Origin of the sequence: Luteibacter sp. (assembly GCF_035539195.1) — a bacterium.
Classification (GTDB): Bacteria; Pseudomonadota; Gammaproteobacteria; order Xanthomonadales; family Rhodanobacteraceae; genus Luteibacter.
The window spans coordinates 1-15093 of sequence record NZ_DATLIW010000017.1; the positions used below are offsets into that span (position 1 = coordinate 1).

The window sequence follows — 15093 nt, forward strand, 5'->3', positions numbered from 1 at the left end:
CCACCCTCGAGGCGAGTTCCGCACAAGTGAGCGGCCGCAGGCCACATAAGACACGCCGCGAAGCGGCCTTCCGCACCGAACGCGGAGGACCTGTCTGAGCAGCGAGGGTGGGCACCGAAGGCTCTGCGCCGCCACGTCAGCGCTCGCCGCGGTATGCCTTCGACGTCCCCGGCATTTTGCGTTGAACCAAAAAAAATCCCCGCTTGCGCGGGGATTTTTCGTCAGGCAAGTCGGATGGCTGGACTTAGAAGTCCATACCGCCCATGCCGCCCATGCCGCCGGGGGCGCCATGGCCGTGGCCGTCGTCCTTCTTCGGCACTTCCGTCACGGCCGCTTCGGTCGTGATGATCGAGCCGGCAACCGACGCGGCGAACTGCAGTGCCGAGCGGGTGACCTTGGTCGGGTCCAGGATGCCGAAGGCGATCATGTCGCCGAACTCGCCGGTGGCGGCGTTGTAACCGAAGTTACCTTCACCGGCCTTGACCTGGTTGACGATGACCGAAGCCTCTTCACCGGCATTGGTGACGATGGCGCGGAGCGGGGCTTCCAGCGTACGACGGGTGATCGCGATACCGAGATCCTGGTCCGTGTTCTTGCCCTTCAGGCCTTCGAGCGCCTTCAGTGCACGGATCAGGGCGACGCCGCCGCCCGGGACCACGCCTTCTTCGACGGCTGCGCGCGTAGCGTGCAGGGCGTCTTCGACGCGGGCCTTCTTTTCCTTCATCTCGACTTCCGTCGCGGCGCCGACCTTGATGACGGCAACGCCGCCGGCAAGCTTGGCGACACGCTCCTGCAGCTTCTCGCGGTCGTAGTCCGACGAGGTCTCTTCGATCTGCGCCTTGATCTGCTTGATGCGCGACTGGATGCCTTCGGCATCGCCGGCACCGTCGATGATCGTGGTGTTTTCCTTGGTGATCACGACGCGCTTGGCATGGCCGAGGTCGTTGATCGTGGCCTTATCGAGCGCCAGGCCGACTTCCTCGGAGATGACCGTGCCGCCGGTGAGGACGGCGATGTCTTCCAGGATGGCCTTGCGACGATCGCCGAAGCCCGGCGCCTTGACGGCGGCGACCTTGACGATGCCACGGATCGTGTTGACGACGAGGGTGGCCAGGGCTTCGCCCTCGACTTCCTCGGCAACGATCAGCAGCGGCTTGCCAGCCTTGGCGACAGCCTCGAGCACCGGCAGGAGCTCACGGACGTTCGAGATCTTCTTGTCGTGGATGAGGATGAACGGGTCGTCCAGTTCAACCTGCTGCGACTGCTGGTTGTTGATGAAGTACGGCGAAAGGTAGCCGCGATCGAACTGCATGCCTTCGACGACGTCGAGTTCGTTCTCGAGGCCCGAGCCTTCTTCGACCGTGATCACGCCTTCCTTGCCGACCTTGCCCATCGCCGTGGCGATGATGTCACCGATGTTGGAATCGGAGTTGGCCGAGATCGTGCCGACCTGGGCGATCGCCTTGTCGTCGGCGGTCGGGTTGGAGAGCTTCTTCAGCTCGGCAACCGCAGCGGTGACGGCCTGGTCGATGCCGCGCTTGAGGTCCATCGGGTTGATGCCGGCGGCAACGGCCTTGAGGCCTTCCTGAATGAACGCCTGGGCGAGGACGGTCGCGGTCGTGGTGCCGTCGCCGGCCACGTCGGAGGTCTTCGAGGCGGCTTCCTTCACGATCTGCGCGCCGATGTTCTCGTACTTGTCGGCGAGTTCGATTTCCTTCGCGACCGAGACGCCGTCCTTGGTGACGGTCGGAACGCCGAAGCTCTTCTCGAGCACGACGTTGCGGCCCTTCGGGCCCAGGGTGACCTTGACCGCGTTGGCGAGGGTGTTGACACCCTTCAGCATGCGGGCGCGGACGTCTTCGCCGAAGCGGACTTCTTTCGATGCCATAAAAATTTTGCCTCAAGATTCTTGAATTAGGAAAAGGGGAAATGCTTGCCCCAGGACAGCTACGAAGCGCGGCTTATCGCGCTCACAGGCCGCCGAAGGAATCAGCCTTCGAGAACAGCCACGATGTCGTCTTCCTTCAGGAAGACCAGATCTTCGCCATCGACCTTGATTTCCTGGCCGGCGTACTTGCCGAACAGGACCACGTCGCCTTCCTTCACGCCCATCGGGCGGAGCTGGCCACTGGCCAGGAGGAGGCCGGTGCCGGCGGCGAGGACCTTGCCGCGGGTGGGCTTCTCGGTGGCGCTATCCGGGATGACGATGCCACCGGCGGAAACACGCTCCTCTTCGAGGCGCTTGACGATGACGCGGTCGTGCAGCGGGCGCAGTTTGCTCATGACTTCTCCAAACATGTGTTTGACGGATAAGGAAAAAGGTCCACCCTGTTAGCACTTGGTCAGGGTGAGTGCCAGAATTTTAGCCCTAAGCTTTCCTGATTCGGAAGAGCTACGGATGGTCGACAGATGGCGGCGGCACGAAACCGTTCAAGGCCCCGGGTTCAAAAAAGCCGACGAAGGCCCACAATCGGCCCATGTCCGAACCCATTGCCGTCCTCATTGCCTGCCCGACAGGCGACACCGCCGATACCCTTGCCCGCGCCCTGGTCGAGGCCGGGCTGGCCGCCTGCGTGAACCGACTGCCCGGCGTGCGGTCCACCTACCGCTGGAAAGGCGAGGTGGTCACCGACGAGGAAGACCTGCTGGTGGCCAAGACCACCCGCGAGACCTTCGCGGCACTGGAGCGCTTCGTCCTGTCCCGGCATCCGTATGAAGTGCCCGAGATCGTGGCGCTGCCGATGGTGGACGGCCACGCAGCCTACCTGGCCTGGCTCGAAGCGAGCGTCGACGCAAGCTAACCCGGGTTCGCCCGGTCATAATGATCGACGCACCACGCGCCTCGTCACCGCATCGCTCCACGGAGATCACCATGTCGTCGCTTCGCCGCCTAGCGCGGAACCTGGTCGCCGCGTTCGGCCTGTTGCTCGTCGCCCTGCCCGCTCTCGCGCAAAGCGACGACGATCTGCTGCCCGTCACCCAGGCGTTCCACCTCACCACGGACGCCAGCCAGCCGGGCGTGGTCAAGCTGCACTGGCGCATCGCGCCGGACTATTACCTCTATCGCGGCCGGATCAAGATCAAGGCTGTCGACGCCGCCGCGGTCTCGCTTGGCGCGCCGATCCTGCCCGATGGCCTGAAGAAGCACGACGAGTACCTCGGCGACGTCGAGATCTACCACGGCGATATCGAAGCCAGCGTGCCGTACCGACTGCTCGCCGCCGGCACGACGACGCTGGCCCTGGACGTGCAGTACCAGGGCTGCCACGAGGTGGAGCCGAAGATCTGCTACCCGCCGAACACCGAGCACCTGAAGCTCACGATCGGCGGACCCTCGACCATTCCGACCTCGGCGGCACCGACCGCGGCCGCCCCCGCCACCACGCCGGCCGCCGGTGGCGCCTCGCTGCTGGGCGCGCCCGCTGCCGTGCCCGGTACGGAAGCCACCGCGCTCCCGGCCGAGCAGGCCTTCCGCTTCGAGGCCCTGGTCAAGTCCCGCGATGCGCTGCTGCTGCGCTGGACCATGCCGAAGGACTACTACCTCTACCGCGACAAGACCGAGCTCACGGTCGCCTCGTCTGCCGGCGTGACGCTGGGCGAACCCGATTGGCCGAGCGGCGTGGCGCATCACGATGAACACTTCGGCGACACCATCGTCTATTTCGACCAGGTGGAAGTCCCGGTCCCGGTGAAGGGTGCGGCGGACGCCAAGACGGCCGAACTCGAGGTCGCCTACCAGGGCTGTCTCGAGAACGGCATCTGCTATCCGGTCATGAAGCGCCATGTCAGCGTGGACTTCGGTGCGGGTACGGCGACCGTGGGCGCTCCGGCCACCGCCGCACCCGCGGCCGCCAGTGCCACCGCCACCGAGGAAGTCGCCCCGACGCCGCCGCCTCCGGGCCTGGTGCCGACGAGCGAGGCTCCGCTCGGCTTCGTCGCCGCGATCGGCCTGGCCCTGCTGGGCGGCCTCGTTCTGAACCTGATGCCCTGTGTGCTGCCGGTACTGTCGCTCAAGGCGATCACCGTGCTGGAAAGTGGCGAGAGCCAGGGTGCCGCGCGCAGGCATGCGCTCTGGTACACCGCCGGCGTACTGGTGGCCTTCGCCGCCCTGGGCGTCATCATCGTCGGCATCCGCGCGGCCGGTCACGGCATCCAGTGGGGTGCCCAGTTCCAGCAGCCGCTGGCGATCGGCATCCTCGTCTATGTGATGCTCGCCGTGGGCCTGTCGATGTCCGGCGTGTTCGAGATCGGCGGCTCGCTGGGCAATGTCGGCAGCGGACTGGCGTCGCGCGCCGGTCCTTCGGGCGACTTCTTCACCGGTGTGCTCGCTGTCGTCGTCGCCAGCCCGTGCACGGCACCCTTCATGGGTTCGGCGATCGCCTTCGCGTTCGCCGCTCCGGTGGCTATCGCCTTCCTCATCTTTCTCGCGCTCGGCCTCGGCCTCGCGCTGCCCTTCCTGCTGATCGGCTTCGTCCCGGCGATTGCCCGCCTGTTGCCGCGTCCTGGTCGCTGGATGGAAACGCTGAAGCAGGCCCTGGCCTTTCCGATGTATCTCACGGCGGTATGGCTGCTGTGGGTACTGACCAAGCAGCGCGGCGCAGATGCCACGGCGCTGGTGCTGGCCGGCGGCGTGTTGCTCGCCATGGCGCTGTGGTGGTACGGCCGCACCCGTAATCGCAGCGGCGCACTGTCCTGGATCTTCACTGCCGCGCTCGGCCTCGGTGCGGTGGCCGCGTTGTGGACCGTGCATGGCCTGCCCGCGCAGACCCCGTCCGCGGCGACTGCGGAGGGCATCGTGCCTTATTCGCCGGAGAAGCTCGCCGAACTGCGTGCCGCCGGTACGCCGGTGCTGGTCGACATGACCGCCGACTGGTGCATCACCTGCAAGGCCAACGAACACGCCGTGCTCGACACCGACGCCTTCAAGGCCTTGCTCAAGCGCACCGGCACCGTCTACATGCGCGGTGACTGGACCGACGTCAACGCGACCATCGCCACCTTCCTCGAGCAGTACCACTCCGTGGGCGTACCGCTTTACGTGGTCTATCCGAAGGGTGGCGGCGACGGGCACAAGCTGTCCACCGTACTCACCTACGACACCGTGCAGCAGGCACTCGAGGCCGCCGCATCGCCATGACGCGCGGCCCGACCTTCTGGATCGTCGTGCTGGCGATCCTTGGAGCGACGGCCGGACTGTGGGTCGAACATCGGCGCCTGCATCCGCCCCCGCCGCAGGGTGTCACCGTGGCCGACGTCGGCGACCTCGCGCCAGCGGCCAGCTTCGTCGCCATCGACGGCAAGGCGCGCCGGCTTTCCGACTGGCGCGGCAAGCGGGTGCTGATCAACTTCTGGGCCAGTTGGTGCGCGCCCTGCCGAGGCGAGATGCCCCTGCTCGACGCCGCTTTCACGCGCTATCGGGACCGCCACGTCGTGGTGCTGGGGCTCGCCGAAGATACCGCTGACGGCGTTCGCCGCTATCTCGCCGAGCGCCCGGTCGGTTATCCCGTCATGCTGGTCGATGCCGACGCGGCGGGTGGATCGCTTTCGTTCGGAAACACGCGACGGGTCTTACCGTACAGCGTCCTGATCGGCGAAGACGGGCGTATCCTGCGCCGCAAAGTGGGCACCTTCACGGGCCCGGAACTTGACGAATGGCTGGGCCCCGCACAATGAACGACATCCCCATCGACGGTCTGCCGACCCCCGACGAAGCGATCGAATGCAGCCGCCAATGGCTCGAAAAAGCCGTGATCGGCCTGAATTTGTGCCCTTTCGCCAAGGCCGTGCACAAGAAAGGCCAGATCCGCTATGTCGTCAGCGCCGCCACGCAGCCGCTCGAACTGCTCGACGACCTCAAGCGCGAACTGGAATACCTGCGTGACGTGAGCGCGGAGACCGTCGACACGACGCTGTTGATCCACCCCGGCGTGCTGGACGATTTCGAAGACTTCAACGAATTCCTCGAGGTGGCCGACCTCGCCGTCGAGGACCTCGGGCTCGAGGGCGAGATCCAGGTCGCCAGTTTCCACCCGGCTTTCCAGTTCGAGGGCACCGGCCCCGACGACATCACCAACTACACCAACCGCTCGCCCTATCCGACCTTGCACCTCCTTCGCGAGGACAGCATCGACAAGGCCGTGGCCGCCTTCCCGGAGGCCTCGAAAATCTTCGAGGCGAACATGGCGACCCTGGACGAGTTGGGTATCGAGGGCTGGAAGAGATTGTTTCCGCAAGGGTGAGCCAGCGGGCGTCTCCCCCTGTGGAGATCCCCCTGTGGACATCCCCCCCTGTGGAGATCCCCACTGCACTGTGGGAGCCGCTTCAGCGGCGATGCTCTTCCTCCGGCGGGAACCGAAACAAGCAACCTCGAGGGCGCAGCGGCGCCGCGGGAATATTCACTATTCGCCGATGAATCGGCTCCCACCCCGCCTATGCTCGGGAAAGGCAGTCCGCAGGAATAGGCAGAGGCCTCACCATACGCTGCAGTGTGGAAAGTCGCGATCTCCAGCGATCTACGGCGAACTTCACCGAACTGGACAAGTGGGGATGACAGGCGCACACTGCGCGGCGTTCCGGAACCCCGGACCCAAGGCACAGGTGAACAGTGGCCAGGATCCTCGTCCTGCACGGACCCAACCTCAATCTGCTCGGCGTGCGCGAACCGTCGCTCTATGGGCATGAAACGCTCGCCGACATCAATGTCTCGCTCCAGGCCCGCGCCCAGGCGGCCGGTCATGAGTTGAGCTGGTTCCAGTCCAACGCCGAGCATGAACTGATCGCGCGGATCCATCAGGCCCGCGACGAAGGCGTCGCCTGGATCCTGATCAACCCCGCCGCCTTCACCCATACCTCCATCGCCATTCGTGACGCCCTGGCTGGCGTGTCGATCCCGTTCATCGAGATCCACCTGTCCAACCCGCACGCGCGTGAGGCCTTCCGGCATCACTCCTATATGTCCGACCTGGCCGCGGGCGTGATCTGCGGCTTCGGCGGCGACAGCTACCGCCTCGCACTCGAAGCCGCCCTGCTGCGCCTCGCGGTGCCCGCGGCCTGAACCCCCATTGGCGGCCCGCCCCACCGGCGTGTCGCATCCACCACCAGAAGGTTTGTCCCATGGACCTGCGCAAGATCAAGAAGCTCATCGACCTGCTCGAGGAATCGAACCTCGCCGAGCTGGAAATCAAGGAAGGCGAAGAAGTGGTGCGCCTGTCGCGCGTGCCCAAGGGTACCGCCGCGCCGCAGATGTACGCCGCTCCGATGCAGGCCGCGCCGGCCGCCGCCGCTCCCGCAGCAGCCGCACCCGCCGCCCCTGCCGCTGCCGCGGCACCGGTCGAGTCCGGCCTGCCGGCCGGTCACGTGACCAAGGCGCCGATGGTCGGCACCTTCTATGCGTCGTCCACGCCGGGCGCCCCGGCGTTCGCGACCGTCGGCAAGCAGGTCAAGGCCGGTGAAACGCTGGGCATCATCGAAGCGATGAAGATGTTCAACCAGATCGAGGCAGACGTCTCGGGCACCGTCGTCGCCGTCCTGGTCGAGAACGGCCAGCCGGTCGAATTCGACGAACCCATGTTCGTCATCGCCTGAGGCCTCACGTCATGCTCGAGAAGGTAGTCATCGCCAACCGCGGCGAAATCGCGCTGCGGGTGTTGCGCGCGTGCCACGCGCTCGGCATCAAGACGGTCGCGGTGCACTCCACCGTGGACCGCAACCTCAAGCACGTCGGCCTGGCCGACGAATCGGTGTGCATCGGCCCGGGTCCCTCGGCCGAAAGCTACCTCAATATTCCAGCGATCATCGCCGCCGCCGAGATCACCGATGCCCAGGCCATCCATCCGGGCTACGGTTTCCTCTCCGAGAACGCGAACTTCGCCGAGCAGGTCGAGAAGTCGGGCTTCGTCTTCATTGGCCCTACCGCCGACGTGATCCGCCTGATGGGCGACAAGGTCGAAGCGATCCGCGCCATGAAGGCCGCCGGCGTGCCATGCGTGCCCGGCTCGGGTGGCCCGCTGGGCGACGACAACGATGAGAACCTGCGCATTGCCCGCGAGATCGGCTATCCGGTCATCATCAAGGCGGCGGGCGGCGGCGGCGGCCGCGGTATGCGTGTCGTGCGTACCGAGGCACACCTTGCCAACTCCATCGTCATGACCAAGCAGGAAGCGAAAGCCGCTTTCAGCAACGATCAGGTCTATATGGAGAAGTTCCTGGAAAATCCGCGCCACGTGGAAATCCAGGTGCTGGCCGACGGCCAGGGCAACGCCATCCACCTCGGTGAACGCGACTGCTCCATGCAGCGCCGCCACCAGAAGGTGGTCGAGGAAGCACCGGCGCCGGGCATTACGCCGGAGCTGCGCGCCGAAATCGGCAAGGTCTGCGTCGACGCCTGTGTGCGTATCGGTTATCGCGGCGCGGGCACGTTCGAGTTCCTGTTCGAAAACGGCCGTTTCTATTTCATCGAGATGAACACCCGTATCCAGGTGGAGCACCCGGTGACCGAACTGGTGACGGGCATCGACCTCGTTCGCGAGCAGCTGCTCATCGCCGGCGGCGAGAAGCTTTCCCTCCGCCAGGAAGACATCGTGCTCACCGGTCATGCGATCGAGTGCCGCGTGAATGCCGAGGATCCCGACACCTTCATGCCGAGTCCCGGCACGGTGAAGCGTTTCGAGGCACCGGGTGGCCCGGGTGTCCGCGTCGACACACACCTGTACGACGGTTACCGCATTCCGCCGAACTACGATTCGATGATCGGCAAGATCATCGTGCATGGTCCCGACCGCGCCACGGCCATCGCGCGCATGCGCATGGCGTTGAACGAGACGGTGATCGAAGGCGTGAAGTGCAACATCCCGCTACAGCAGCGCATCATGGCCGACGTCGGTTTCCAGCAGGGCGGACAGAACATCCACTATCTGGAGAAGCGTATGGCCGAGCAGAAGGAAACGCCGCCTGCGGCGTGATGTTGCGATCGGTGTGATGTTTCGAAACGAGGCCGGAGCTACGCAGTGATCTCGCTGTGTGGCTTCGGCCTTTTCTTGTTGCGGATAGCCTCGTCTACGCGCGGCGACGCCCGCTGATGCGCACCCAGTCTTCCAGCGTGCGCACTTCGAGGTCTTCGAACCAGTTCGCATAGCGCACGAGGAGCTCCTCGTGCTGGCCGTGCAGAATGCCCGACAGGGCAAACGGCGCGCCCGGCTTTACGGCGGCTGCAAACGTCGGCGCCAGCTCACCTAGCGGGCCGGCGAGAATATTGGCGACGAGTACGTCGGCCAGCTCGGTCGGTGCCTCGCCCGGCAGATAGACCGCCAGATCCGCATGCACGCCGTTGCGTTCCGCGTTGTCGTGCGAAGAAATCAACGCCTGCGGATCGTTGTCGATGCCGACGGCGCGGGACGCGCCCAGTTTCAGCGCGGCGATCGCGAGGATGCCCGAGCCGCAGCCGTAGTCGAGGACCAGCTTGCCGGCCATCTGCTGGCCATCGAGCCACTCCAGGCACATCGCGGTGGTCGGGTGGGTGCCCGTACCGAACGCGAGGCCCGGGTCGAGCCGCACGACGACGATGTCGCCCTCCACCGGAGGCTCGATATTCCAGGGATAGACCCAGAGGCGCCGGCCGAACGGCATCGGCTTGAACTGGTCCATCCAGGCGCGCGTCCAGTCCTGGTCGTCGACCACGCGCCAGGTGATCTGCGCCGGCTCGATAAAGGGCAGGTCGTCGGCGATGGCCTCCGTGAGTCCACGTTTGTCGGCATCGGCGTCGAACAAGGCGTTCAGAACGATCTGGTTCCACAGGGGAAGCTCGCCCACGCCCGGCTCGAAAATCGCTTCCTCGTCGGGCGTCTCGGCGTCCGCATCTTGCAGGGTGATCGAGAGTGCGCCCAGGTCTTCGAGGGCGGTTTCGACCCGCGGCTGCTCGGCGGCGCGGATCGTCAGGGAGAGTTCGAGCCAGGGCATCGGGACGGCCATTCGGTGAGCGGGTAGACGATTCTACCGGTCGCGCACGTTATGATCGAACGATGTATACGCAGTGTCCCGAGTGCCTGACGGTCTACAAACTGGAAGCGGAGCTGCTGGTCCCGGCCTGCGGCTGCGTGCGCTGCGGTCATTGTGCGACCGTGTTCAACGCCCTCGGCACGCTGGCCGCGCAACTGCCGCCCGAGCCTTTCACGCGGCTGCCCGAACGCGCACTCGACCAGGATCCCCCACTGGCGGACGTCGCGGTGTTCCGGCCGCGGCCGATGCCGCATGCGTCCGGCGAAGAGACCGGCGGCGAGGCCGCCCCTGTCGACGACACCGCCGACGACTTCTCCCAACTGACCTTCACGCCGAAGTTCGCCAAGACCCGGCGGCGCTCCTGGCACGGTGCCGCATGGACCACGGTCTGCGTCGCACTCATCCTCGGCCTCGGCGCCCAGCTCGCCTGGGCCAAGCGCGATTCGCTCATCGCCGATCCGACCATCGGCCCTGCCTTGCAGGCCGGCTGCTCCGTTCTCGGCTGCCGGCTTCCACTCGTCGCCGATCCGGCACGCCTGCGCCTGCTCGCGCGCGATGTCGAGCAGCACCCAGCCGTGCGTGACGGACTGCTCATTACCGCGAGCGTGCGAAACGATGCGTCGTTCGCGCAGCCCTATCCGGTCGTCACCATCGTGCTTTCGGATGCCAATGGCCAGCGCCTGGCCATGCGCCGGTTCGAACCCGCCGACTATGTGGGCGACCCCGCCGTGCGCGCACACGGGCTGGACGGCGGCGCGACCACCGCCATGGTCTTCGAGGTGCAAGACCCGGGCCAGCGGGCGGTCGCCTTCGCATTCAGCTTCGACTGACCGTTCGATAAAATTTCTTTTTACAAGCCTGCACATCGTTCCCCGGGACGAGTACACTCGATTCCCTTCGCGACGCTCGACCCCCCTCTACGGTGTGGCCGTGTCGCAATCCAAGCGACCATACCGAAAGAACCGACCGGGAACTCGTGTCCCGGCCTGCGAGAGGGGAATGCCTTGAACGCTGTGAGACTAACTGCCGGTGAGGCCGCCAACGAGACCTCCATGCAGAGTGCCCTCAGCGAATGTGTCAGCCGTACCGTCCGCCGCTACCTGGCAGACATCGGCGACACGGAAGGCGGCGAAGGCCTCCACGCCCTGGTGATCCGCGAAGTCGAAGGCCCCCTGCTGCGTGAAGTGCTGGCCTTCCACGAAGGCAACCAGAGCCGCGCCGCCGTCGCCCTCGGCATCAACCGTGCCACGCTGCGCAAGAAGCTGGCGGCCCACGGCATTTCCTAAAGGGCGGCTATAATGGAGCGCTTTCCTCCCCGGAAGTGCCCATGCCCACGCCCGATCTCGTTTCCGTCCGCCGCGCGCTCGTCAGCGTTTCCGACAAGCAGGGCCTGACCGAACTCGCCCGGCGCCTCGTCGCGGCCCATGTCGAAATCCTTTCCACGGGCGGCTCGGCGAAAGCACTGCGCGATGCCGGTATTCCGGTGCGCGACGTCGGCGATCTCACCGGCTTCCCCGAAATCATGGACGGCCGTGTGAAGACATTGCACCCCCGTGTGCATGGTGGCCTGCTCGGCCGCCGGGGCATCGACGACGCCGTGATGGCCGACCATGGCATCGTGCCGATCGACCTGCTCGTGTTGAACCTCTATCCCTTCGAGCGCACCGTCGCCGATCCGGCATGTTCGCTTGACGACGCCATCGAGAACATCGACATCGGCGGCCCGGCGATGCTGCGCGCGGCGGCAAAGAACTGGAACGATGTCGGCGTCCTTACGGACCCGGCTCAGTACGAAAGCGCGCTGGCGGAGATCGAGGGCAAGGGTGGCCTCTCGCGCGCGACGCGATTCAAGCTCTCCGTGGCCGCGTTCAATCGCGTGTCGAATTACGACGCGGCGATCAGCGACTACCTCTCTGGCGTCACGCTCGACGAAAGCCACACCGCCATCGCCGGGCGCGCCGAGTTCCCCGAGCAGTCGAACGGCCGTTTCGTGAAGGTGATGGATCTTCGCTATGGCGAGAATCCGCACCAGGCCGGCGCGTTCTATCGCGACCTGTATCCCGCGGCGGGCACGCTGGCCACGTTCCGCCAGTTGCAGGGCAAGGAACTCTCCTTCAACAACATCGCCGACGCCGACGCGGCGTGGGAATGCGTGCGCCAGTTCGATGCACCTGCCTGTGTCATCGTCAAGCACGCGAACCCGTGTGGCGTGGCCGTGGCCGCGAATCCGCTCGACGCCTATGAGCTTGCCTACGCCACCGACCCCACCTCGGCGTTCGGCGGCATCATCGCCTTCAATCGCCCACTCGACGCGGAAACGGCAAAGGCGATCCTCAAGCGCCAGTTCGTCGAGGTCCTGATCGCCCCGGCGGTCGATGCCGGCGCGGTAGACGAAGCGGCGAAGAAAGCCAATGTGCGCGTGCTCGAGATTCCGCCTGGTGACGGGCGCAACACGCACGACGTCAAGCGTGTCGGTTCGGGCCTGCTGGTGCAGACCGCGGACCACCGCCAGGTGCAGCGCGACGAGCTCAAGGTCGTCAGCAAACGCCAGCCGACGCCCGCGGAATTCGACGACCTGCTGTTCGCCTGGCGCGTGGCCAAGATGGTCAAGTCCAATGCCATCGTATACGCCCGCGACAACCGGACGATCGGCATCGGTGCCGGGCAGATGAGCCGCGTGGTCAGCGCGAAGATCGCCGGCCTCAAGGCCGAGGAAGCGGGCCTCGTGGTTCCTGGCAGCGCGATGGCTTCCGATGCGTTCTTCCCGTTCCGCGACGGCATCGACGCGGCCGCCGCCGCCGGCATTCGTGCGGTGATCCAGCCGGGTGGTTCCATGCGCGACAACGAGGTAATCGCTGCCGCGGATGAGCACGATATGGCGATGGTGTTTACTGGCGTTCGTCACTTCCGCCACTAAGGCCAGAGCATCGCCGATGAATCGGCTCCCACACAGAGCCGCCCTCGGCTACCGAGCGGCGGCTGTGGGAGCCGCTCCAGCGGCGATGCTCCATGTGGGAGCCGCTTCAGCGGCGACGCTCCATGCGGAAGCCGCTCCAGCGGCGATGCTCCATGCGGAAGCCGCTCCAGCGGCGACGCTCCATGTGGGAGCCGCTTCAGCGGCGATGGGTGCTCGCGACCAGGTTCGCCGACGCCGCCTCGCGCCTCACCGCATAACGCCGCGCCAGCACCGCGCAGGTCATCAGCTGGATCTGATGGAACAGCATGATCGGAAGCACGATCAGCCCCAGCGGATGCCCGGCGAACAAGACCTTCGCCATCGGCACGCCGGAGGCGAGGCTCTTCTTCGAACCGCAGAAGACGATGGTGATTTCGTCGTCGCGCGAGAAACCGAGCGCCCGGGCACCATACCGCGTGGCCAGCAGCGCACACGCCAGCAGCACCACGTTGACGACCACCAGCCCGCCGAGCACCGGCACCGGCAACTGCTTCCACAGACCCTGCAGCACCGCCGCACTGAAGGCCGTGTACACCACCAGCAGGATCGAGCCACGGTCCACGAAGGTGAGCATCGCCGCGTGCTTGCGTACCCAGCCGCCGATCCAGCGCTGGGCGATCTGACCAGCGAGAAACGGCACGAACAGCTGCAACACGATCGCACCGACGGCGTGCCACGACAGACCGCCCTGCCCGCTGCCGGCGATCAGCGCGCCGACCAGCAGCGGCGTGATGAAGATGCCAAGCATGCTCGATGCGGAGGCCGAGACGATCGCCGCAGGCACGTTACCGCGGGCGATGGACGTGAAGGCGATCGACGACTGCACGGTCGATGGCAAGGTGCACAGGAACAGGATGCCGAGATACAGGTCGGGCGTGACCAGCGGCGAAAGCACTGGCTTCAGCAGCAGCCCTAACAGAGGGAACAACACGAAGGTGCTCGCCAGCACGGTGAGGTGAAGCCGCCAGTGGGTCATCCCGGCGACCACGGCCTCACGCGACAACTTCGCCCCGTGCAGGAAGAACAGCAGGGCGATCGCGATGTCCGTCAATGCACCGAACGCCTCGGCGAACACGCCGCGGCAAGGCAGGAAGCTGGCCAGCAACACAGTGCCGACCAGCGAGAGGGTGAAGCCGTCAGGCAGAAAGCGACGCATGAGCGTATGACCGATGGGAGCGGGATGCGCCTATTCCAGCGCCTGGCGACTGATAAGACAATTCGTTTTATCTTATTCAGTGATACATTAATCGCATGAATGTCTCGATGCGCCAGCTTCGCGCCTTCCTCGCCGTGGCCAGCCACCGACATTTCCGCCGCGCGGCGGAGGCCCTTCACCTCACCCAACCCGCCGTCAGCCGCCTCATCGCCGACCTCGAAGCCGAGCTCGATGTGCGCCTGTTCGACCGCAACACGCGTGAGGTCGTCCCCACCGAAGCGGGGCGCTACCTCGAGCAGGCGGCGTCCCGCGTACTCGACGAACTGGACGGGGTGCTGACGCACGTACGCACCCAGGCCGACCCCCTGCGTGGCCGCGTGCGCGTGGCCGCCGTCCCGACACTGTCGGCCGGCCTGGTACCCCTGTGCATCGCCCGGTCCCTCAGCGAGCATCCGGCGATCGAGATCATCCTGCGCGACCAGAGCCAGGCACAGGTTCTGGATGCCGTACGCGGCGGCGAAGTGGACTTCGGACTGACCGTGGAACCGGCCACGCCGGAGGAGTTCGATGCGGAAACCATCCTGCGCGACCCGTTTCGTCTGGTCTGTCGTGCCGACCATCCGCTCGCATCGAAGCGCCACGCCACCTGGAAGGCCCTCGAGCACGAACCGCTCATCCTTCTCGACTACACCTCCGGATCGCGTCGGCTGATCGACGCGGCCTTCAGCACACGGGGCATTTCGATGCGCGTGGCGCTGGAGGTGGGCCATCCCCACACCGCGTTCCGCATGGTCGAGGCCGGCCTCGGCGTGACGGTGACTCCCGCGCTGTCGCTGGACGCCTTGCGCCCCGGCCTGGTCGTCCTGAATGTCACCCCCGATGTGTATCGCGAGGTCACCCTCCTGCGGCGGCGAGCCCGCTCCCTGTCGCCGCCCGCGCAGACCGTTTGGGACGCCTTTCGCGACATCGCACTCACACTGGCTTGAGT

At 66.0% G+C, this 15093-nt stretch carries 15 protein-coding genes; 11 read left to right on the top strand and 4 right to left on the bottom strand.

Annotated features, from left to right (window positions below; genetic code table 11):
• Positions 1-244: 244 nt before the first annotated feature.
• Entirely contained in the window at positions 245-1888 is a 1644-nt protein-coding gene (groL, locus tag VM621_RS05315) for a chaperonin GroEL (protein WP_325467940.1), read from the bottom strand.
• 101 nt (positions 1889-1989) lie between these two features.
• A complete protein-coding gene (locus VM621_RS05320; RefSeq protein WP_046968171.1) occupies positions 1990-2283 on the bottom strand; it encodes a co-chaperone GroES in 294 nt (97 codons plus the stop codon).
• A gap of 194 nt (positions 2284-2477) precedes the next feature.
• On the opposite strand from VM621_RS05320, the gene cutA reads away from it, so the two are divergent.
• The 7 genes from cutA to accC all read left to right on the top strand — a co-directional run bounded on the left by cutA (position 2478) and on the right by accC (position 8960).
• A complete protein-coding gene (cutA, locus tag VM621_RS05325) occupies positions 2478-2801 on the top strand; it encodes a divalent-cation tolerance protein CutA (protein ID WP_325467941.1) in 324 nt (107 codons plus the stop codon).
• 71 nt (positions 2802-2872) lie between these two features.
• On the top strand, positions 2873-5137 hold the full coding sequence (locus VM621_RS05330; RefSeq protein ID WP_325467942.1) for a protein-disulfide reductase DsbD: 2265 nt from the start codon (positions 2873-2875) through the stop codon (positions 5135-5137).
• Positions 5134-5673, top strand: a complete 540-nt coding sequence (locus VM621_RS05335; RefSeq protein WP_325467943.1) for a TlpA disulfide reductase family protein — start codon at positions 5134-5136, stop codon at positions 5671-5673. The genes VM621_RS05330 and VM621_RS05335 overlap by 4 nt, the downstream gene beginning before the upstream one ends.
• An 11-nt stretch (positions 5674-5684) precedes the next feature.
• Entirely contained in the window at positions 5685-6239 is a 555-nt protein-coding gene (locus tag VM621_RS05340; RefSeq protein WP_325468011.1) for a DUF1415 domain-containing protein, read from the top strand.
• A 365-nt stretch (positions 6240-6604) separates the two neighbouring features.
• Positions 6605-7054, top strand: coding sequence for a type II 3-dehydroquinate dehydratase (aroQ, locus tag VM621_RS05345; protein ID WP_325467944.1), 450 nt, complete (start codon positions 6605-6607; stop codon positions 7052-7054).
• A 59-nt stretch (positions 7055-7113) separates the two neighbouring features.
• On the top strand, positions 7114-7584 hold the full coding sequence (accB, locus tag VM621_RS05350) for an acetyl-CoA carboxylase biotin carboxyl carrier protein (RefSeq protein WP_325467945.1): 471 nt from the start codon (positions 7114-7116) through the stop codon (positions 7582-7584).
• An 11-nt stretch (positions 7585-7595) separates the two neighbouring features.
• Positions 7596-8960: an acetyl-CoA carboxylase biotin carboxylase subunit gene (gene accC / locus VM621_RS05355; protein ID WP_325467946.1), complete on the top strand. Its 1365-nt coding sequence runs from the start codon at positions 7596-7598 to the stop codon at positions 8958-8960.
• Positions 8961-9054: 94 nt separating this feature from the next.
• On the opposite strand, the gene prmA is transcribed toward accC, so the two are convergent.
• Entirely contained in the window at positions 9055-9954 is a 900-nt protein-coding gene (prmA, locus tag VM621_RS05360; RefSeq protein ID WP_325467947.1) for a 50S ribosomal protein L11 methyltransferase, read from the bottom strand.
• 62 nt (positions 9955-10016) lie between these two features.
• Here prmA and VM621_RS05365 point away from each other — a divergent pair, with 62 nt between their 5' ends.
• The 3 genes from VM621_RS05365 to purH all read left to right on the top strand — a co-directional run bounded on the left by VM621_RS05365 (position 10017) and on the right by purH (position 12910).
• On the top strand, positions 10017-10823 hold the full coding sequence (locus tag VM621_RS05365; protein WP_325467948.1) for a zinc-ribbon and DUF3426 domain-containing protein: 807 nt from the start codon (positions 10017-10019) through the stop codon (positions 10821-10823).
• Between the two features lie 222 nt (positions 10824-11045).
• Complete coding sequence (locus VM621_RS05370; protein WP_052767339.1) at positions 11046-11279, top strand: helix-turn-helix domain-containing protein; 234 nt, start codon at positions 11046-11048, stop codon at positions 11277-11279.
• A 41-nt stretch (positions 11280-11320) separates the two neighbouring features.
• On the top strand, positions 11321-12910 hold the full coding sequence (purH, locus tag VM621_RS05375) for a bifunctional phosphoribosylaminoimidazolecarboxamide formyltransferase/IMP cyclohydrolase (protein WP_325467949.1): 1590 nt from the start codon (positions 11321-11323) through the stop codon (positions 12908-12910).
• Positions 12911-13106: 196 nt separating this feature from the next.
• On the opposite strand, the gene VM621_RS05380 is transcribed toward purH, so the two are convergent.
• On the bottom strand, positions 13107-14105 hold the full coding sequence (locus tag VM621_RS05380; protein ID WP_325467950.1) for a bile acid:sodium symporter family protein: 999 nt from the start codon (positions 14103-14105) through the stop codon (positions 13107-13109).
• 107 nt (positions 14106-14212) lie between these two features.
• Here VM621_RS05380 and VM621_RS05385 point away from each other — a divergent pair, with 107 nt between their 5' ends.
• Positions 14213-15091, top strand: coding sequence for a LysR family transcriptional regulator (locus VM621_RS05385; protein ID WP_325467951.1), 879 nt, complete (start codon positions 14213-14215; stop codon positions 15089-15091).
• The last annotated feature ends 2 nt before the right edge of the window (positions 15092-15093 follow it).

What these genes read in the sequence shown, in the direction of transcription:
- groL (WP_325467940.1), bottom strand. Translation starts at nt 1,888, where the DNA reads ATGGCATCGAAAGAAGTCCGCTTCGGCGAAGACGTCCGCGCCCGCATG.
- VM621_RS05330 (WP_325467942.1), top strand. Translation starts at nt 2,873, where the DNA reads ATGTCGTCGCTTCGCCGCCTAGCGCGGAACCTGGTCGCCGCGTTCGGC.
- VM621_RS05380 (WP_325467950.1), bottom strand. Translation starts at nt 14,105, where the DNA reads ATGCGTCGCTTTCTGCCTGACGGCTTCACCCTCTCGCTGGTCGGCACT.
- cutA (WP_325467941.1), top strand. Translation starts at nt 2,478, where the DNA reads ATGTCCGAACCCATTGCCGTCCTCATTGCCTGCCCGACAGGCGACACC.
- VM621_RS05365 (WP_325467948.1), top strand. Translation starts at nt 10,017, where the DNA reads ATGTATACGCAGTGTCCCGAGTGCCTGACGGTCTACAAACTGGAAGCG.
- accC (WP_325467946.1), top strand. Translation starts at nt 7,596, where the DNA reads ATGCTCGAGAAGGTAGTCATCGCCAACCGCGGCGAAATCGCGCTGCGG.
- prmA (WP_325467947.1), bottom strand. Translation starts at nt 9,954, where the DNA reads ATGCCCTGGCTCGAACTCTCCCTGACGATCCGCGCCGCCGAGCAGCCG.
- VM621_RS05320 (WP_046968171.1), bottom strand. Translation starts at nt 2,283, where the DNA reads ATGAGCAAACTGCGCCCGCTGCACGACCGCGTCATCGTCAAGCGCCTC.
- accB (WP_325467945.1), top strand. Translation starts at nt 7,114, where the DNA reads ATGGACCTGCGCAAGATCAAGAAGCTCATCGACCTGCTCGAGGAATCG.
- VM621_RS05385 (WP_325467951.1), top strand. Translation starts at nt 14,213, where the DNA reads ATGCGCCAGCTTCGCGCCTTCCTCGCCGTGGCCAGCCACCGACATTTC.
- VM621_RS05370 (WP_052767339.1), top strand. Translation starts at nt 11,046, where the DNA reads ATGCAGAGTGCCCTCAGCGAATGTGTCAGCCGTACCGTCCGCCGCTAC.
- purH (WP_325467949.1), top strand. Translation starts at nt 11,321, where the DNA reads ATGCCCACGCCCGATCTCGTTTCCGTCCGCCGCGCGCTCGTCAGCGTT.
- VM621_RS05335 (WP_325467943.1), top strand. Translation starts at nt 5,134, where the DNA reads ATGACGCGCGGCCCGACCTTCTGGATCGTCGTGCTGGCGATCCTTGGA.